A 19,098-nucleotide genomic window follows, 5' to 3' on the forward strand; every position below is an offset into this window, starting at 1 on the left:
GCCTATTTCATTAAAACCTGAAGTTATACAAGCTTATAATATTCTACATACCAATCCGCAAACTTTTGCAAACCTTCTTCGATTGAGGTTTCTGGCTTAAACCCAATAGCTTTTTCTAGTTGTTTTGTAGATGCATAGGTCGCTGGCACATCTCCAAGCTTAATAGGTTCAAATATTTTATTAAAAGTTACTTCTCTTCCTAAAGCATTACTCAAACTTTTTTCTAAAGCTGTTATAAATACCATTAACTTTTCGGGACTATTATTTCCGATGTTAAATATTTTATGAGTCACTTCTCCTTCAAAAGGAGGGTTATTTAAAAGAAGTACCATTCCTTTTACAATATCGTCTATATATGTGAAATCACGGTACAAATCATTTTCGAAATCACCATTATTAAAGATTTTTATTGGTTCGCCAGCAAAGTGCTTCTTCGTAAAACTAAAATAAGCCATGTCAGGTCTTCCCAACGACCCATATACAGTGAAGAAACGAAGCCCTGTTGCCGGGATCTTGTATAAATGACTATAGGTATGTGCCATTAATTCATTGGATTTCTTTGTAGATGCATATAAAGATACGGGGTTATCTACAAAGTCAGTTTCTTCAAATGGCACTTTCTTATTCGCTCCATATACAGAGCTGGATGAAGCGTAGATAAGATGTTCTACCGGATAATTTCTGCATGCTTCAAGGATATTATAAAAGCCTATAACATTACTTTGCATATAAACATCTGGATTCTCAATAGAATATCGTACTCCAGCTTGTGCAGCAAGATTCACTACAATATCCGGTTTATATTCTTCAAAAACCCTCATAAGGGCATCCTTATCAGAAATATCCTCTTTCAGAAAAGTAAATTTCTCAAAGGGATTTAGCTGTTCCAATCGAGTTTCTTTAAGCTTTACTTCATAATAGTCATTCAGATTATCAAGCCCTATTACTCGACAGCCTTGATCAAGCAGTTTCCGTGATAAGAAAAACCCGATAAATCCGGCCGCACCTGTTACGAGATATGTTTTACTAGTATCTGGTGTTTTGAAAGTCATGATTCTTTGACTCCTTTTTACCAGCTAGACTTGTAGAAGGTCTTCCAACAGAATGATATTCCACACCTGCTTTTTCCATTTCCAGAACATCATGAATATTTCTTCCATCATATACTAATGGAGTTCTCATTAAATTTTTGTATTTTTTTGGAGTTACTTTTTTAACTTCTTCCCATTCGGTAAACACAAAACACACATTAGCATCCTGCAATGCTTGTTCTACATTCGATACATAGGTAATGGTTCCTTTTCCATTTGGTCCTTCTGGATGTACTTTTTCAAAGTTTTTTGCACCCACAGGATCAAATGCATAGATATCAGCACCCTGTTCTAGTAATAATGGGATATTTTCAAGTGATGCAGCTTCTCTTAAATCGTCTGTTCCAGGTTTAAAAGTTAAACCAAGTACTGCAACTTTTAAGCCGCTAAATGTTATTAGTCGTTTGCTTGCTTTTTTATATAGTAGTGTTTTTTGACCTTTATTTACATCAATCGCTGCTTTTACAGTTTTAAGATCGTAACCATTTTGTCTAGCAAGATTCTCCAAGGCTTTCGTATCTTTTGGGAAACAGGAACCTCCAAAGCCAATACCTGCATTTAAAAATTTACTTCCAATTCTCTCATCAAAGCTCATTCCTTTTGCCACATCCTGTACATCTGCACCAACTAATTCACACAGATTAGCAATATCATTCATATAGGATATTTTAAGGGCAAGAAAATCATTTGAAGCATATTTAATCATTTCAGCAGACCTTCTATTTACAGATACAATTGGCAGTTTAAACGGTTCATAGATACTCATGAGGCGATCTTCCGCCCATTTGCTTTCTGCACCAATTATAATTCTTGCAGCATGTAATGTGTCATGAACTGCTGACCCCTGCGCCAAGAACTCTGGGTTTGATGCTACCTCTACTCTTACATCATGAACTAAAAAGTCTTGAATAAACTGCTCGACTTTATCATTAGTTCCAATTGGTACAGTCGACTTCACAACAACCAAACAGTCATTTTCAATTGTCTCTGCAATCTGTCTTGCCACAGTTGCAATGTATGATAGATTCGCGGATCCATCAGCCTGTTCAGGTGTGCCTACTCCTATAAAGATTGCATCCACATCTTTATAGGCTGTTTTATAATCTGTTGTGTAATCCAATTTTCCAGCAGCGTAATTTTTCTGCATTAATTTTTCTAAACCTTCTTCATAAATTGGGGAAACACCAGATTTCATTACTTTTACTTTCTCTTCATCTATATCAACACAAGCCACTTGATGACCTACCTCTGCGAAAGTCACACCTGCTACTAGGCCTACGTAGCCTGTTCCTGCTACCGCAATTTTGTACATAGAAACCAATCCTTTCTGAGTAATTTTTCAATCTATCTATTAGTGGTTATTTTCACTAAATGTGGTATAAACTTTTTTACGAATTTAACTGGGACTATATCAGTTCCATTGGCTAATTACACTTTTTTGTATTTTCTAATATAAATCAAGTAACTTATTGGATATAAACAAACAGTTAAGATCTTAGCTGGCGAATTATTCAAGCAAGATAAAGCATTTGAGTCCTGGTCTAATATACATCCAAGTCCATATAAGATTATTGCTTTAATTTTCAAAATTATATTAGGTGCTAATTGGATTCTCTGTTTGTTATGCAAACTATAACCTTTTGGGTTTTTCTTAATGAGTGAAACTTTTTGTCTGGTAATCCCATCTTCTAAATATTCACTTACCATTATATCGTCCTGAATGATTAAGTATTTGTATTTCAAATCAATTTGATCGAATATAAAACTTAGAGGGATAAACTTTTCTCCATTTATTATTGGATAAGGAAATTTTTTAATAATTTCTGTTTTATAAACGAACGCATATTCCGTTTCAATTCCTAGATTGTATCTAATATATTGAAGTGTTGAATATTTGATACCGGGTGGTATTCTTTTTTGATTATTCATAACTTCCCCACTAGGGTCAGTTCTTAATGCTAGCAGCCCGCATTTTTTGGGGTCTCCCTTTATTTGTTCATATTTTGAGGCAATAACTTCAATTGCATCGAGCGTAAGATAATCATCCGAGTCCAGGCAGACCCATAGCTCTGTTTGGCATTTTTTTAAGCTTAAATTTATAGCAGAAGCTTTTCCGCCATTTTCCTTCTTTATATATTCAATGTTTATTTTATTCTCTTTATTAAATTTTTTAACAACCTCTTCAGTTTCATCTGTAGACCCATCATCAATTATCATCCAAATAAAATTTTTATTGGTTTGTTCGATTAGACTTTGATAACATGTTATTAAATTATTACTTCGATTGTAAGTAGGCGTAAAGACCGTTATTAGATTATTCATGACATGATTCCTCTCAATTTCTTATACCGATAATTTTAGCAGGAGAACCTGCTACTATATTGTTTGAATTAACATCTTTTGTCACAACGGAATTCGCGCCTATAATAATACCCGAACCTAATCTTGTACCAAACAAAATAGTTACTTTTGCGCCAATCCAAACATTATCTTCTATAATTGTTTGTTTGAAGGTCAAACCTTGTTCTTTTATTGGAACTTCTAAATCTTGGAAGTTATGGCTGCTCGATAGAATTGTAGTACCGTGAGCAATTGATACATTTTCACCAATAATAATTTCACCAACTGCATCTATATAACAAAATGGATGAACACTAACATTGTTACCAATAGATAGATTTTCAGGATTTATAATGTATACATTTGGATGAATACTAACATTCTCACCAAATTTAGGGGATATACATTTAAGCAATATATACCTTATTACTAATCCTTTATTGCCTTTCGTTTGCTGAAAAAATAGCAATAATTTTTTCAATACTTTTGTAGGTAATAAATTAAAAACTTTTACCATTGACATAATTATAGGAGCAAATTTCTTAAATTTATCTCTACCTCTACTCACTAAGTCACCTCTCGTTGATAAAATTCGTAGTTTTTTTATTAATCAATATCTCATCTATTGCTTTTAAATAAGCATTTACAACAATCTGTCTATCAAATTCTCTCTCAACCTTTTTCCGCCCTGCTAACCCCATTTCACTCTTTTGTTCGTGAGAAAGGCTTATAAACTCTTCAATTTTCCTTATAAGATTTTCACTGTTTTTTTGTTCAACTAAGTAACCATTTATTCCTTCATCCACTATCTCTCTACAACCACTTCGATTAGTTGTAATAATTGGGCGGCCACTTGCTGCACTTTCTAGTAAGACATTGGACATTCCTTCAGGATAATAAGTTGGATGGATAGTACAATGAGAGGTTGAAAGAAACTTTCTGATGTCTCTTTGCATTCCATGATATTGAAGAATATCTTCTTTCTCTAGTGAATTGAGCTCTTCTTCATAATCTCCTTCGCAAAATCCTAATATATGAAATTTAGTAAAAGGGTAATTTGCCCTTATGTACTTCGCAGCTTCAATATATTGTTCAATTCCTTTTTCCTTCATTATTCTGGAAATAAAAACAAACTCCACTATTGATGAAGATGGATATTCTAATAGGTTAAAATGTTTCAAATTCACCCCTGAACCCGGAATTACTTCATGTTTTCCTATCGCTATTTTGTTATTGACAAAGAATTGACGGTTCTCCTCATTTTGAAAAAATACTTTAGAAACCTTTTGAAAAGCCGCTTTATATAATGCAACAGAGACTTTTTGCATTATCCCCTCATTTTCAACCGCAGTGCCTAATCCTGTAATATTAGCAATATAAGGAATACGTAATGATTTAGCAGCAAGTCCACCATATATATTTGGTTTAATTGTATACGTTAAGACCACGTCAGGTTTAATTTGTTTCATAATCTTTTTATAATACTTTAAGAGTTTCCATTCCTGATACACATTTAGACCATGTCTATTAATTGTTGCCTCTATATATTTACAACCTATATTTACTAAATCATCTATTCTCTCACCATAAGGGGAAGAAATAAATACTTCATATCCATCCTCAAGTAACTTTTCAACTAATTCGAGTCGAAAATTATATATAACTACATCATGGTTAACTAAAATTAATACCTTTTTTGCTTTCATTAATGCTCCCTGCTTTCAGTTAACTCTATAGAGCTTTTTAAATCATTGATTCTGTAATTTTTGTCGTATTCACTCATAGCTTTATCGTAAACCAAATTACCGAACACCTTATTGACAATTCCTACTTTATTACTCATGAATCGCAATATCGGATTGAATACCTTAACAAGTTTTATGTTTCCTCCATCGACTTGAGCAATCAATTTAACCATTTCACTAGTCTTCACATATTCACTATTCTGCGGGAAAAACAATCCACTTTCCTCATTTTCTATCATGAGTAAAATAAATTCACTAAGGTTATCTATGTGCAACATACTTCTTTTATTATCAAAGTCAGGAAACATTGGAAGTTTCTGAGCAGCTTTTGCCAACTTAGGATAATTACCTTTGGATGCTTTACCATAAATCATAGGCGGCCTAATAACAGCTACTTTAAAAGTGTCATCACCCAGGGGCGTAATCCCTTTTTCAGCCTGTAACTTACTATTCCCATAAAAATCACGAGGCTGTGGAATCGTATTCTGATCAATAATACCCTTTTCTCCTGCAGCATCACCATACACAATAATACTACTCATAAATATAAACTGTTTAACACTATCTTTCTTAGACTTTTTGGCAATTTCTATTGTTAAATCACGGTTTATTTTGTAGTATTTCTCTTCCATCTTTGGATCCTTGGATACATGAGCTATCCCAGCAACATGAACGATTGAATCATATACAGAAAAATTCATTTCTCTCCAAGCATCATTTCTTAAGCTAATACAATCAACAGCGTACTGTTCTGGTGATTTCTCTAGCCAACTGGCTAAATTGTTTCCCACATAACTGTTCACGCCTGTTATCAATACCCTTTTCACTTTGTGACAGTCTCCTTACTGCTTGCTGTTTCTTCTTTAGTTATTGTTCCTGTTCCACCCTCAAGTACTCCGTCACTTTTCACTATACTCAAGATAGTTCCAAAGAAACATTTTGTGTCCATCCATAAGCTCATTTTCTCAACATATTCCCCGTCCAACATTGATTTTTCATCAATAGGGAGTTCGTCTCTACCCTTAATCTGAGCCCAGCCTGTTAATCCCGGAGGAATATCATTCGCACCATATTTATCTCGTTCCTCAATTAGGTCATATTGGTTCCACAAAGCTGGACGTGGGCCAATGATGCTCATTTGGCCAATAAATATGTTCAAGATCTGTGGAAGTTCATCAAGCGAGGTTTTCCTTAGAAACTTACCAACCTTTGTTATATATTGTTCAGGATCTTTTAGTAAGTGCGTTGGTGTATCTTTAGGAGTATCGATTCTCATAGTCCTAAATTTTAAAATATGAAAATGCGACTTATGAATTCCAACCCGCTTTTGTTTGAACAATACAGGGCCAGGTGTTTCTAATTTAATACTTATAATAAGAAGCAGGAAAATCGGTGACAATACTATTAATCCTATTAAAGAAAGAACGATATCTAATAATCTTTTAACCTTTAAATACATTGCGACGTCCTCCTGATCGTTTTAGAAATTTAATACTAAACAGGAACAAGAGTAATCCTATTAACTATTAAAGTTCTAAATGAATTTATATGGTAAAAAAACCATATACTCTATCAGGTTTATCATCCCAATACTCTGGGTATAAACCTAATAGAGCTTAAATTTAATCATACATTCAGCTTTTTATCATTTGCACTTCTCAATAAAACTTCTTTCAACATTTGCTCTACCTCTGGTCCAAACTCTTTATTATCAAGAGCAAATTCTATAGTTGTACGAATAAATCCTAACTTCTCACCAACATCATATCTTTTACCTTCGAAATCATAAGCAAATACCTTCTGAATCTCATTCAACATCTGAATCGCATCCGTCAACTGAATCTCTCCACCCGCTCCTATTTTTTGCTTATCAAGGAAAGTAAAGATTTCAGGTGTAAACACATAACGCCCCATAATAGCCAAATTAGAAGGAGCAGTCCCTTGCTCAGGCTTTTCAACAAAATTATTCACCTGGTAACGTCTACCTTCAATCGTACTCGGATCAACAATTCCATATCGATGTGTTTCATTATCAGGAACTTGCTGAACACCAACAACTGAACTTTGCGTTTCTTCGTATTGTTGAATCAATTGTCTTAAACCAGGTGTTTCTGCTTTTACAATATCGTCACCTAATAAAACTGCAAAAGGCTCGTTTCCAATAAACTTGCGTGCACACCATACAGCATGACCTAAACCTTTTGGTTCTTTCTGCCGTATGTAATGTAAATCTACATTTGATGCATAATTTACTTTTTCCAGTAAGTCGAATTTTTCCTTTTTTACTAGATTATCTTCTAATTCAAAATTATGATCAAAGTGATCCTCTATCGCACGTTTACCTTTCCCAGTTACAATAATGATATCTTCAATCCCAGACTCAATTGCTTCTTCTACTATATATTGAATTGTAGGCTTATCAACAATTGGTAACATTTCTTTTGGCATTGCTTTGGTTACTGGAAGAAATCTTGTCCCTAAACCCGCCGCTGGAATAATTGCTTTTTTTACAGTTTTCATTTAAATTACCTCCACATTATAATGATCATATAATATAAATTATGAACCCTTCACTGCTAGAAGTGTTTTTTCCATATATACTATTTTCATTAGTTCATCTTTCAAGTTTTCCGTAGTATAACCGTCAAACTTATCCATTAAGTCAACTAGCATACTCGCATCCACCTCAACCGTCCTACCAACATAAATCTTCTCATAAACCGCATCCGGATGAACCTCATCCTCACCCAATAGCTCCTCAAACATCTTCTCCCCAGGCCGAATCCCAGCAAATTCGATCGGAATCTCATCTTCTGTATAGCCTGATAGTTTAATAAGGTTTCTCGCCAAATCAACAATCTTCACAGGCTCACCCATATCAAGCACAAAGATCTCTCCACCTCTTGCAAGTGTTCCTGCCTGAATGACTAGTCTGGAGGCTTCCGGAATTGTCATAAAGTAACGGGTCATATCAGGATGGGTCACCGTAACAGGTCCGCCTTTTTCAATCTGCTTCTTAAACAGTGGAATAACACTGCCTCGGCTTCCAAGCACATTGCCAAATCGTACGGCAACGAATTTTGTTTTACTGCGCTGCGAGAGGTCCTGAACAACCATTTCTGCCACTCGTTTGGTTGCACCCATGACATTCGTTGGGTTTACTGCTTTATCGGTAGATACCATAACAAATGTATGTATTCCGAATGTATCTGCAGCTTCTGCGACATTTTTCGTACCGATGATATTATTTTTCACCGCTTCATGTGGATTGTATTCCATTAATGGCACATGCTTATGTGCTGCTGCATGGTAGATAATTTCCGGCTGGTGAGCTTCGACAATGTTAAACATACGCTCACGATCCTGTACATCACCAATGACTGGAATAATTTCTGTTTCTGTATTACCGAACTTGTTCCGGAGCTCCATATCAATGGTATAAATACTGAACTCCCCATGTCCGACTAAGACTATTTTCTTTGGAGTAAACCGCATTATCTGGCGGCAGATTTCCGATCCGATTGATCCACCTGCACCTGTTACCATCACGGTATTGCCTGTGACATATTCAGAGATGGCGTCAATATCAAGCTTCACCGGCTCCCGGCCAAGCAGATCCTCCACTTCGACATTTTTCAGGTTACTGACAGACACTTTTCCTGTCATCAGATCTTCTATTTTCGGGATCATTTGTACCTTTGCATTTGTCTTATTACATTCTACAACAATTTTCTCTAAGGCTCCATTACGTAATGATGGAATCGCGATGACGATATGTTCGATATTCAATTTTTCAACGAGACTGGGAATATCCTTCACCTTGCCAAGGACAGATAAATTATAGACCTGCATCTTCTGCTTGGACATGTCATCATCGACAAAACCAATCGGGCTTAGCTCCGCATTATGATGATCACTTTTCAACTGACGTGCGATCATCGCCCCTGCTGCCCCGGCACCGACGATTAATGTACGTTTTTGATTTTTTGCATCTGCAATATAGCGATCACGGAATATCCGCCACATGAAGCGGGAGCCACCGATCAGGATAATATGGAGCATCCATGTAACGAGAAGTGCACGCCGGTAGATGGCGAAATCATTGACGAAGTACATAACAACACCTGCTGCAATCACAGATAATGTGATTGCTTGAACAATCGCAAGCAGCTCTCCAACACTCGCATATGCCCATACCTTATTATACAGCTTGTAGATTAATGCAAATAAATGATGAAAGATTAATAGTGCAACTGCACTGATAATGATGGCATTCATATCTAATACTTCTGTAAACGGATAGACAATCCATGATGCGATGAAGATCGCTGTACTGACGATGATGGAATCTAGTAGGATGAGTAGGGTTAGTCTGGTTTGGTAGGTCATTTTCATTTAGGTTCGCTCCTTTCTTTGGTGGTGTTTTTATTGTTCATTGTCCTTCAATAAATCATTAAGCATCGTAATCACCTTTTTCCGACGCTTAGCACCAATTTTCGCATAAATGTGGCTGATATGTATCTTCACCGTACCTTCAGCCAGTCCCAGTATGCTAGCAATCTTTGGATTTTTATAGCCTAGCCGCAATAAATCGGCAATTTCTATTTCTTTCCGTGATAAATCGATTGCGTTTTTATGTAATTGATAGGTTAATACTTCTTTATTAATTACTTTTTGTTCACTTAGTTCTACCATTAAATAGTTTACCACAATTGGCGGCAAAAAATAATAACCCTTTTGAATCAGACGCAATGTTTCAACAATCTTCGCTTGCGTCTCTTCAGTTTTGATTAATAGACTTCCGGTTCCTGCTTCAATAAATTTTAAAAAGCCCGTCTGAGAATCACCATTCATCAGGACAATGCTATGTATGCCTCTTTCATTAAACTCCCTGATCACAGTGAATACCTCATCATTAATTAATGAACCGATATCGAATAATACGAAATCCGGCTGAACACTAATTGCTGAATGAAAGTCTTCGCAAAAAATAGCTTCCATATCCTCTTGCTGATTCATAACATCTATTAGTGATTTCATATACAGATCATTAGACATACAAACTACTCTATTCATTCACATATAACCTTCATTTCTGCAATATGATTTTCTTTTAAAAAAGCATGCAGAAATATAATACTAAATACCCAGTCATATTATTAGTGACTTTTTGCAAATAAAGTAATATCTTTTTAGATCGTATGCACTATTCACCGGTAGCTTTTCTTTGAAATCAATTCGAGTAAAAAATCAATAACATCCTTGCGACTTCTAAGATTTAATTTATTGTATAATTCACTGATATAGTTCTTGATGGTACCTTCACTTAGAAAAAGTTTTTGAGCGATTAATTTATTCGTTGATCCATTCATCATCAAGTAGGCAATATCCAGCTCCCGATTGGATAAATTAATATTCCGGTTTACTAGTTTTTTTTCTAATAAGTCCTTCTTATTATACTTAATATCTACAATCATTGTTGCTAGAATTTTTGCCGCTTCCCCTGATAATACTACCTGGTCATCATACACATCACGAATGGATCGGATTAAACGGGCTCGATCAAGACTTTTCAATAAGAAACCATCTGCCCCTGCAGCTAAACCGGTAATAATCAAATCTTCTTCAGCAAAAGTAGTTAGTAAAATGACTTTAACACTCGGGTAATTGTCTTTTAGATGGATAGTTGCTTTGATTCCATCCACATTCGGCATATGAATATCCATGATCACGATGTCGGCCTGAGACTTCTTCATCAACTGAGTGGCTTCCTCCCCATTAGACGCCATTCCAACCACATCCATATCATCCACTGTCGCAATTAAAGCATGAACCCCTTCCCTGAATAGCTGCTGATCCTCTACCAACAACACACTGATCACAACAAACGACCCCTTTAGACAGATTTGTCGCTTTCACTTCCCCCGTTTTTTCTCTTTTTTTATATTGTATCGTAAGGGGTATACATATTGGTGTATACCTAAAATTAAAATAGGCCAAGGAATTTCTTTTTCTTTATCATTCCTGGTTCCATTTTATTTACATTCATGTTGTCAATTAATAGCTGACTGTTTTCAAGGAACATATAAAAATAGTCACTGCCAAACTGACGCTTGATTTCATGCATTGCTTCATCCATACAAAATCCACGTGTTGTCGTATTATGTGCATCTGAAGCAATAAAATGTGTTAAATTCGCTTCAATCAGCTGCTGTGAGAACTTTTGAATGTTCTTCCCAAACTTGCCAACAACACTTGCTGCAGTTACTTGGGTTAGTGCTCCTTTTCTGACAAAGTCATACAGCTTGGAAGGATCTTCGATGAGTGACCGGTTCCGCTCAGGATGTACGATAATCGGTGTATATCCGGCCACTTGAATATCAAACAGCATTTTCCCGGAATAACGCGGGACTTCCCCTGAAGGAAATTCAACGAAAAGATATTTCGTGTCATTCAATGCAAGCAGTGTCCCATTATTAATATCTTCAATCATTTCCCCGTTTATTCGGGTTTCCTGACCAGGAATTACTGTAAGCGGAATATTTTCATTGGCAAATAACTCATTTAATATCGCTACATTACTTAGAATAGTTTCCCGGTCATTTTCATATTTTCCATTTTTATGATGTGGTGTTGCAATGATTGCCTGGATCCCTTGCTCAACAGCAGCTTTTGCCATAGCAATACTATCCTCTTCTGTCTTTGCCCCATCATCAACTCCGGGCAAAATATGACTATGAATATCGATCATTGGTTGTCACATCCTATTAGTTGATAGTTTTTCCTGATAGTTTTCTAAAATAGTTAGTAGTACTAGCCATTATAGCAGAAATAGACATTATATTACATTAAGTTCATATAACTTTTTCTGGTTACTAGTTCTTTTTACTCACTTTTACCAGTGTAGCATGTGGGTAGATGGATTAATAGTGTAACTTTTGGTGATACTGATAAAATTTAACAGCTTGTAAAATGCTTAAAACCCCTTACTCTATCAGCAAGGAGTTTTATCATTTAATTCGTACCATAATAGTAATAATAATTGGATTCTTTTTTCTCACGGTCATTCAGTACTGTACCAAGCAGTTTCGCACTTGCAGGCTCCAATGCTTCCTTCGCTCTTGTTGCTGCTTCAATCTCAGTATGCTTGCTGCGAACAACGAGCAGTGAACCATCCACAATATTTGCGAGTATTTGTGCATCTGTTACTGCGAGCACTGGTGGTGTATCAAAAATCACGATATCATAAGACATTTTCGCTTCTGTGAGTACTTGCTTCATTTTCCTGGAAGCCAATAATTCAGCTGGGTTCGGCGGAATTGGTCCACAGGAAATCACATCTAAATTGTCTACATCTGTTTGATTAATTGCTTCAATTAATGTACTTCCACCAACAAGAATATTACTCAGGCCCCTTAAATTATCAAGTCGGAATGTATAATGAACGGTTGGCTTTCTCAAATCCGCATCAATCAAGAGTACTTTTTTCCCTTGCTGTGCATACACCACTGCCAGGTTTGCTGTTGTCATTGACTTTCCTTCCCCGGGACCAGATGACGTTACAAGCATGGAAGTAAGCTCCTCATCAACTGAGGCAAACTGTAAATTCGTTCGAACTGTACGATATTGTTCAGTGATCGGCGATTTCGGATTTAATTTTGCAATCAGATGTCTAACTTTACTGTTAGGTCTAGATTGATTCTTTTTGCGCGCCATCAAATCCACTCCTTTTCGCTCGAGTTGGCTGGAACGTAAAGTGATCTCCACGAACATCATCGTTATTAATATGTGAGATCACACCAAGAACAGGCAGTCCAAGTTTCTTGTCAACATCATCTTCTGTCGTAATCGAATTGTCTAAGTACTCCAGTAAGAACGCGATTCCGACACCTACCATTCCACCTAATACAATCGCTATTGCAATATTTAAGATGGGATTCGGAGCAACCGGTGATGGAGTTGGGCTCATTTCTGCTTCTGTAAGCACACGAACATTATCCACGTTCATAAGATCAGGAATTTTATCCTGAAAAATTCCGACAGTAGCATTCGCTATTTGAACAGCTTGCTGTGGATTTTCATCTGTAGCTGTTACGGAAACTACCTGTGAACTATCCTGACTGGATACTTGAATTTTTTCACTGAGTACCCCGGCAGAATAAGGCAGATCCAGCTCTGCGACAACTTCATTTAAAATTGCGGCACTTTTTATAATTATATTATAAGTTTTTATGATTTCGACGTTTGTGCGGATATCATTTACATTATATTGTGCATTGGGATCCTGTTGTTCCTGATTAACAATAAACTGTGAGCTAGATTGATAGGTTGGTGTTAAAACAAAATAACTAATTACCGCAGCAATCAAAGCTGCTCCAAATACGAATGCTATAATAAGAAGCAATCGTTTCTTTATGACCCCGAATATCTCCTTCAGGGAAATTGTCTCTTCCATGATGTTACCCCCATATTCCTTTGTGAATTCATGTATGGCTATAAGTGCACGATTTTTCAACATTACAGTAAGTGATTATAACATAGAAAATGATAATGCAATAGATTTATTTCAATTTGTTCGAAATTTTATAGGTGAAAAGGAGGAAATATGTAGAATTTTTAATGAAGTGATTCTACCAATTATCAGCGTAACATTACAAATAGATTACAAATACGCTTTTAATCTATTATATTTTTGAAAAAAAGGCTATAATGAAGAGAATTTATTGGTACTTTTTGTATCAACAGGAAAAAAGTGATACATATACAGAGGGGGAAACATCGATTGGCTAATAAAAAGATTATTATGTCGGTTACTGCAAGTGCGGCTATCGCATCAGCAATTTTTGCAGCAGAGGAAGTAGAAGCAGCGTCCTATAAAGTACAAAGCGGGGACTCACTATGGAAGATAGCACAACAGCATAGCACAAGTGTTTCATCACTAAAATCAATTAACAATTTATCAAGTAATGTTATTTTTCCAAACCAAGTCATTGAAACCGAAAAAAAATCATCAAACTCTAATACTACTAAACCATCTACTAATACAAACAATAATTCTAATACTAATACTAAATCTACTTATACAGTAAAGCGCGGTGACACATTAAGCGGTATCGCATCAAAACATAAAGTTTCTCTTTCTGATTTAATGAAATGGAATAGTCTTGATACGACACTAATTTATCCTGGAAATGTATTTGTAGTGAGTAAGAATGGATCGTCGGGTTCTTCTAATCCGAGTTCCGGTTCTTCGGATTCAGGTTCCTCTGATTCTGGCTCATCTAATACTGGAAGCATTTATACGGTTAAATCTGGTGACACGCTATCCAGAATTGCATCACAGCACGGTGTCAGTGTTGCAAACCTAAAGTCATGGAACAACCTTAAATCTGATCTGATTTTAATTGGACAGAAGCTGAGCATCGGGAGTAAATCTAGTTCCGGATCCAATAAAGGTAATGACTCTTCAGGATCAAGCGAAAAGCCATCAGCCAATGTCGATTACAATGTTGACAAGCTCATCAGTGTTGCAAAAAGCATGAACGGCGTTAGTTATGCATGGGGCGGTTCAACCCCGAGCGGCTTCGACTGCAGCGGATTCATCTACTATACGTATAAGCAAGCAGGTAAGAATATCACCCGTACCTCAGCAGCAGGATTCTTTGACCGGTCTTACTATGTGAACACGCCACAAGTAGGCGACCTTGTATTCTTCGAAGGCACCTACAAAGCAGGTATCTCACATATGGGAATCTATCTGGGCAACGGTGATTTCATCCATGCCGGATCCAATGGTGTAGCAATTAATAATGTAAAAGATTATTATTGGAAAGATCACTTTGATAGTTATAAGCGGTTTTACTAAGTGGCGGTTGGTTAATTAAGGGTTTAGACCTTAGTTAATTAAGAGCTGGTTGGTAAGGGATAATTTATTAAATGCTGGTTATAAGGAAGAGGACTTCAGCGAGGCTGGGGTTCTTTTTTTGTTGGGGGTTTGGGTGGCTTTGCTGGTGCGGCGTGTGCGCACGGGGCGGTGTTGGTAGAACGGGGCGGCGGATTGAGAGAGAATGCCCTATAGTTGAGAGAGGAATGCTGAAGGTTGAGAGATAAAGCTTAAAGTTGAGAGAGGATGGCAATTAGTTGAGAGATAATATATGAATCACTCGTTATCTCTCAACTTTATCCCGGTATGTTTCAACTTCCACGCCGGTTCTCTCAACTCTCATACCGCTCCTCCCAACTTGCTCCAGTTATCTCTCAACTTACATGCCGCCTCTAACGGTTTTACTAGTTGGCAGTTGGTTAATTGAGTGCCGTACAGCCAACATAAAAGGAACTCCAGCTAGGCTGAAGTTCCTTTTATGTTGGCTGTGTCTATAATGAATGGGGTAAAGACAACGGAGCAATTCAATAGAATGATAATATAGCAGGCCACAAGAAAATGGAGACAATTATAACTACCAATATCCAAAGTGGTGCAGCAAGCATCCCTGCTTTGAATAAATCCCTTTGCGAAAAATAACCATATTGGTAAGAGAGTATGTTAACAGGACTTTGCATGATTAAAAAGAATCCCGGCATACCTACCATAAAAACCACCATAACTGTAATACTTGGAGAAAGCAGTTCAGAAAATTCACCAAATTTCAAAGCCATTGGTATCATTATTACCATATAACCTAATACATTTATAAAGAATAGCCGTAAAAGTTGACTAAAAACTGCGATAATTACTAATAGCAGCCACGAGTTCTCAATGAAATTAGTTAATAAGACTATTTTTTCTGCTATCGTTTGAATTGCTCCTGAGTCCAAAAGCATACTTGCTAGTGCTAAACTGGTAGCAAAGAATATAATTAGATCCCAGTTTACTATTTCCTTCGCTGCTTCCCAGTTCCATATACCAGTACCGGGAAATATTGTTAAAGTAGCACTAAACATACCAATCATAGCAATAGAATAGCCGTGAACGGGCTCAGTAATCCATAATAATACGGTTAATATTATAATAAAGGCTATTTTTTTTTCGCTTTTCTTCCAGCTGCCATTTTCAGTAATTTGATTTTGTATATAAGATTGTAATTTATTTGTGCTTATATTCTCTATCGGGAATAACCACATGATGACTGCAAATAATCCTAGCATAAAAATCACTATTGGTATTGAAGTTAACGAAAGCCACGATAAGTAAGTCCAGTTTATTGAGGTTTCCTCTTTTAAAATGCCTAATGTATAAATACTTGAATTGGAAGAAGTTATTACCAACCCACCAGTTATTAATACTATATAACTCATAGCTATCATTAAACCTGCTGCTAAATTATTAGTGGTCATTTGATTTTTTACATTTTTTATTATACCCTCCACTGCAAATGAAGATGTGATTCCTATTCTTCCTATATTAGAGGGAACTAATAATGCTAAAAAACCGAAAATAACATAGGAAATAAATATTATGAATTTTATATTCCCGTGTGACCATTTTAACAGGTGCAACGAAATTCTGTTTATTATATTTGATTTTATAATTGCTCCCGTGATAATAAATGTAGAAAAAAATAGCCACACCACCTCAGACCCTAAATATCCAATTGTTTTATCAAAGGTGGTAACATGTATAGACATTACCAAGATAACTATTATAGAAGTATACGCAACTGGAAACACCTTTCCTAACCATAAAACCTGAGAAATAATCAGAATAGCGATAGATTTGGTCTTTAAATCAAACGTAAAAAATAATGGAGTTAAAAAAATAATATATACAATTAACATACATACTAATAGCACATATTTAGTTTTTATTTTATCATTTTTTTTCATTATTTTAACAGGCTGCCTGCCTTTAACCATCCATATTCATCTTCGATTTTTTACTCTTAATAATATTACTGATGATTGTAGCCAAAATATACAGTAATGCAATTATTAGGAGAACTAAAGATGTAGGTCTTTCAATGAATATCATAAAGTCATAACCGGACATTAACAAACTCTGTCTCAGAGATGTCTCAGCAATTGGCATTAGAATAAAGCCCAGGACTAATGGTAAAAGTGGAAATTCAAAGCGTTTTAGAATAAAACCAAGAAGCCCAAAAAGTAACATTACCCATACATCAAACATACTATTATTTAAAGCATACACACCAATTATACAAAGAACCGCCACCAATGGCTGCAGTATATTCTTTGATAATACTAGTAAATATAAGAATAAAGGAATCGTCAGAATACTCAACAATAACAATACAAAGTTTCCAACGTACATACTTGCAAATAAACTCCAGATTACATCAGATTGATTCTCATATAACTGAGGTCCAGGTCTAACTCCGAACATTATAAAAGCTCCCAGCAGTACCGCAGTTACTGCAGACCCTGGTATTCCTAAGGTTAGCATTGGAATCAGAGCACCATTTACTGCAGAGTTATTTGCTGACTCAGCTGAAGCAACTCCTTCGATTGCCCCTTTGCCAAAATTATCGCGATTTTTACTAACTTTCTTTTCAATACTATAGGAGAAGACTGTAGCTATAGTTGCACCTGCTCCAGGTAAAACTCCTATGAGGAATCCTACGATTGTACTTCTGGAAATTGTAGGTAAAGAGCTCTTCCATTCTTTAATATTCGGAAACATTTTTTTAATATTAACTTGCTTACTGTAACTATCACCTATATTAAATTTATTTATTACATTATTAAGTACTTCACTAAATCCAAATAATCCAACAAGAACTGCAACCAATTCTATCCCATCAATTAAATAGATATTATCAAGTGTATATCTTTGTTCGCCCGTTATCAAATCAACACCGATCGTTCCTATGAACAAGCCAATACCCATCATTAAAAAACCTTTTACAGGGTGTTTTCCAGTGAGTCCGGAAACAAGCAATAAACCTAATAAAATTAACGAGAAATACTCAGGAGCTCCGAATCCCACAGCCCATTGTGCGATTATTGAACTTAAGAAAATCAAAAAAATTAAACTAATCGTGGCACCAATAAATGATGAGAAGGTTGCCATACCAATTGCAGCTCCAGCTCTCCCCTGCTTATTCATTTCATATCCATCAATTGCTGTAATAACAGATGCTGAAGTGCCAGGGATATTCAACATTACTGCAGTTATTGTATTACCATACATCGTTCCATAGTAAATTCCACATAATACAATTAAACTACCCGTCAAATCCATCCCATATGTTAAAGGTAAAAGTATTGCTGTTCCTGAAACTGCACCGACACCCGGTAAAGCTCCAACAATCATGCCGATAGTAACCCCAAGTATAATATAAAATATATATGGAAACGCTAACACTGTATTGAATCCTTCTATTAGGTAACCAATAGTCTCCACGATAAATTGAAACCTCCTTTTTGGTATGTTCTATTAATAAAGAACTCCCAATTAAAAACCTATTAGGCTGTTAGGAAATTGAACTTTAAATATAAAATCAAAAATAAAAAAAACTACAATGGAGCATGTAATTGAAACCAATATACTACGAATTAATTTTTGTCCTTCTAAGAAATGCAAAAACAAGAAAATTAGTAATGTGATAGAAATAGCCATTCCAATTAATTTCACTAAACTCATACAGACTATACAAATTATCATTGTGAATATTATCTTCTTGACCTTCTCAACGGATACCCTTTGATTTTCATCACTATCGAATTTACCCCTTTTAGTCTGTACTAGGGATAAACCACTAATAACTATTAATAAAACCCCAATCCAGAAAGTAGAAAAGCCAGCACCAAGTGTATCTTTTGTTAAATAATCATAAAATAATAGGGATGTAGTGGAGATTAATATGCCCAACATTAAGGTACACCCTAAAATCAAATAATTTGGAAATCTATTAATTTTACTCGGTTCTTTATATTCCATTCTTTCACCTTCTTCTCTGATTAAA

18 protein-coding genes are annotated in these 19,098 nt (G+C 35.7%); 1 reads left to right on the forward strand and 17 read right to left on the reverse strand.

What is annotated here, in order from left to right; all coding sequences use genetic code 11:
- Positions 1 to 23: 23 nt before the first annotated feature.
- The 14 genes from CIL05_RS00065 to CIL05_RS00130 form a co-directional block, all read right to left on the reverse strand.
- The gene (locus CIL05_RS00065) at positions 24 to 1,052 is read right to left on the reverse strand and encodes an NAD-dependent epimerase/dehydratase family protein (RefSeq protein ID WP_095653462.1); all 1,029 of its coding nucleotides are present in this window, start codon (positions 1,050 to 1,052) and stop codon (positions 24 to 26) included.
- Positions 1,027 to 2,403, reverse strand: a complete 1,377-nt coding sequence (locus CIL05_RS00070; RefSeq protein WP_095653463.1) for a UDP-glucose dehydrogenase family protein — start codon at positions 2,401 to 2,403, stop codon at positions 1,027 to 1,029. Before CIL05_RS00070 ends, CIL05_RS00065 begins: the two co-directional genes overlap by 26 nt.
- 116 nt (positions 2,404 to 2,519) lie before the next feature.
- Positions 2,520 to 3,413: a glycosyltransferase family A protein gene (locus CIL05_RS00075; protein ID WP_095653464.1), complete on the reverse strand. Its 894-nt coding sequence runs from the start codon at positions 3,411 to 3,413 to the stop codon at positions 2,520 to 2,522.
- Between the two features lie 13 nt (positions 3,414 to 3,426).
- On the reverse strand, positions 3,427 to 3,999 hold the full coding sequence (locus CIL05_RS00080) for an acyltransferase (protein ID WP_206207730.1): 573 nt from the start codon (positions 3,997 to 3,999) through the stop codon (positions 3,427 to 3,429).
- A 4-nt stretch (positions 4,000 to 4,003) separates the two neighbouring features.
- On the reverse strand, positions 4,004 to 5,137 hold the full coding sequence (locus tag CIL05_RS00085) for a glycosyltransferase family 4 protein (RefSeq protein ID WP_095653465.1): 1,134 nt from the start codon (positions 5,135 to 5,137) through the stop codon (positions 4,004 to 4,006).
- Positions 5,137 to 6,003 (reverse strand): NAD-dependent epimerase/dehydratase family protein, encoded by an 867-nt coding sequence (locus CIL05_RS00090; RefSeq protein ID WP_095653466.1) that lies wholly within the window; start codon positions 6,001 to 6,003, stop codon positions 5,137 to 5,139. The genes CIL05_RS00085 and CIL05_RS00090 overlap by 1 nt, the downstream gene beginning before the upstream one ends.
- Positions 6,000 to 6,635 (reverse strand): sugar transferase, encoded by a 636-nt coding sequence (locus tag CIL05_RS00095; RefSeq protein WP_095653467.1) that lies wholly within the window; start codon positions 6,633 to 6,635, stop codon positions 6,000 to 6,002. The genes CIL05_RS00090 and CIL05_RS00095 overlap by 4 nt, the downstream gene beginning before the upstream one ends.
- 167 nt (positions 6,636 to 6,802) lie before the next feature.
- Positions 6,803 to 7,696 carry a UTP--glucose-1-phosphate uridylyltransferase GalU gene (gene galU / locus CIL05_RS00100; RefSeq protein ID WP_095653468.1) on the reverse strand — a complete coding sequence of 298 codons (894 nt, stop codon included), beginning with the start codon at positions 7,694 to 7,696 and terminating at the stop codon, positions 6,803 to 6,805.
- Positions 7,697 to 7,735: 39 nt separating this feature from the next.
- Complete coding sequence (locus CIL05_RS00105) at positions 7,736 to 9,565, reverse strand: polysaccharide biosynthesis protein (protein ID WP_095654036.1); 1,830 nt, start codon at positions 9,563 to 9,565, stop codon at positions 7,736 to 7,738.
- A gap of 36 nt (positions 9,566 to 9,601) precedes the next feature.
- Entirely contained in the window at positions 9,602 to 10,234 is a 633-nt protein-coding gene (locus tag CIL05_RS00110) for a helix-turn-helix transcriptional regulator (RefSeq protein ID WP_165769004.1), read from the reverse strand.
- Between the two features lie 152 nt (positions 10,235 to 10,386).
- Positions 10,387 to 11,058, reverse strand: a complete 672-nt coding sequence (locus CIL05_RS00115; protein WP_095653470.1) for a response regulator transcription factor — start codon at positions 11,056 to 11,058, stop codon at positions 10,387 to 10,389.
- A gap of 104 nt (positions 11,059 to 11,162) precedes the next feature.
- Entirely contained in the window at positions 11,163 to 11,927 is a 765-nt protein-coding gene (locus CIL05_RS00120) for a tyrosine-protein phosphatase (protein ID WP_095653471.1), read from the reverse strand.
- 263 nt (positions 11,928 to 12,190) lie between these two features.
- Positions 12,191 to 12,892: a CpsD/CapB family tyrosine-protein kinase gene (locus CIL05_RS00125; RefSeq protein WP_095653472.1), complete on the reverse strand. Its 702-nt coding sequence runs from the start codon at positions 12,890 to 12,892 to the stop codon at positions 12,191 to 12,193.
- Positions 12,867 to 13,631: a YveK family protein gene (locus tag CIL05_RS00130; RefSeq protein ID WP_095653473.1), complete on the reverse strand. Its 765-nt coding sequence runs from the start codon at positions 13,629 to 13,631 to the stop codon at positions 12,867 to 12,869. The genes CIL05_RS00125 and CIL05_RS00130 overlap by 26 nt, the downstream gene beginning before the upstream one ends.
- Positions 13,632 to 13,958: 327 nt before the next feature.
- Here CIL05_RS00130 and CIL05_RS00140 point away from each other — a divergent pair, with 327 nt between their 5' ends.
- Complete coding sequence (locus CIL05_RS00140) at positions 13,959 to 15,041, forward strand: C40 family peptidase (RefSeq protein ID WP_095653475.1); 1,083 nt, start codon at positions 13,959 to 13,961, stop codon at positions 15,039 to 15,041.
- Between the two features lie 542 nt (positions 15,042 to 15,583).
- On the opposite strand, the gene CIL05_RS00145 is transcribed toward CIL05_RS00140, so the two are convergent.
- The 3 genes from CIL05_RS00145 to CIL05_RS00155 are packed head-to-tail and all read right to left on the reverse strand — an operon-like array spanning position 15,584 to position 19,073.
- Positions 15,584 to 17,029 (reverse strand): SLC13 family permease, encoded by a 1,446-nt coding sequence (locus CIL05_RS00145; protein WP_095653476.1) that lies wholly within the window; start codon positions 17,027 to 17,029, stop codon positions 15,584 to 15,586.
- The gene (locus CIL05_RS00150) at positions 17,022 to 18,536 is read right to left on the reverse strand and encodes a tripartite tricarboxylate transporter permease (protein WP_095653477.1); all 1,515 of its coding nucleotides are present in this window, start codon (positions 18,534 to 18,536) and stop codon (positions 17,022 to 17,024) included. The genes CIL05_RS00145 and CIL05_RS00150 overlap by 8 nt, the downstream gene beginning before the upstream one ends.
- Before the next feature lie 51 nt (positions 18,537 to 18,587).
- A complete protein-coding gene (locus CIL05_RS00155) occupies positions 18,588 to 19,073 on the reverse strand; it encodes a tripartite tricarboxylate transporter TctB family protein (RefSeq protein ID WP_095653478.1) in 486 nt (161 codons plus the stop codon).
- Between the last annotated feature and the right edge of the window lie 25 nt (positions 19,074 to 19,098).

This window comes from Virgibacillus profundi (assembly GCF_002287375.1).
Taxonomy (GTDB): domain Bacteria; phylum Bacillota; class Bacilli; order Bacillales; family Amphibacillaceae; genus Virgibacillus_K; species Virgibacillus_K profundi.

What these genes read in the sequence shown, in the direction of transcription:
- CIL05_RS00155 (WP_095653478.1), bottom strand. Translation starts at nt 19,073, where the DNA reads ATGGAATATAAAGAACCGAGTAAAATTAATAGATTTCCAAATTATTTG.
- CIL05_RS00145 (WP_095653476.1), bottom strand. Translation starts at nt 17,029, where the DNA reads ATGGTTAAAGGCAGGCAGCCTGTTAAAATAATGAAAAAAAATGATAAA.
- CIL05_RS00120 (WP_095653471.1), bottom strand. Translation starts at nt 11,927, where the DNA reads ATGATCGATATTCATAGTCATATTTTGCCCGGAGTTGATGATGGGGCA.
- CIL05_RS00125 (WP_095653472.1), bottom strand. Translation starts at nt 12,892, where the DNA reads ATGGCGCGCAAAAAGAATCAATCTAGACCTAACAGTAAAGTTAGACAT.
- CIL05_RS00085 (WP_095653465.1), bottom strand. Translation starts at nt 5,137, where the DNA reads ATGAAAGCAAAAAAGGTATTAATTTTAGTTAACCATGATGTAGTTATA.
- CIL05_RS00065 (WP_095653462.1), bottom strand. Translation starts at nt 1,052, where the DNA reads ATGACTTTCAAAACACCAGATACTAGTAAAACATATCTCGTAACAGGT.
- galU (WP_095653468.1), bottom strand. Translation starts at nt 7,696, where the DNA reads ATGAAAACTGTAAAAAAAGCAATTATTCCAGCGGCGGGTTTAGGGACA.
- CIL05_RS00070 (WP_095653463.1), bottom strand. Translation starts at nt 2,403, where the DNA reads ATGTACAAAATTGCGGTAGCAGGAACAGGCTACGTAGGCCTAGTAGCA.
- CIL05_RS00130 (WP_095653473.1), bottom strand. Translation starts at nt 13,631, where the DNA reads ATGGAAGAGACAATTTCCCTGAAGGAGATATTCGGGGTCATAAAGAAA.
- CIL05_RS00105 (WP_095654036.1), bottom strand. Translation starts at nt 9,565, where the DNA reads ATGACCTACCAAACCAGACTAACCCTACTCATCCTACTAGATTCCATC.
- CIL05_RS00110 (WP_165769004.1), bottom strand. Translation starts at nt 10,234, where the DNA reads ATGTCTAATGATCTGTATATGAAATCACTAATAGATGTTATGAATCAG.
- CIL05_RS00075 (WP_095653464.1), bottom strand. Translation starts at nt 3,413, where the DNA reads ATGAATAATCTAATAACGGTCTTTACGCCTACTTACAATCGAAGTAAT.
- CIL05_RS00095 (WP_095653467.1), bottom strand. Translation starts at nt 6,635, where the DNA reads ATGTATTTAAAGGTTAAAAGATTATTAGATATCGTTCTTTCTTTAATA.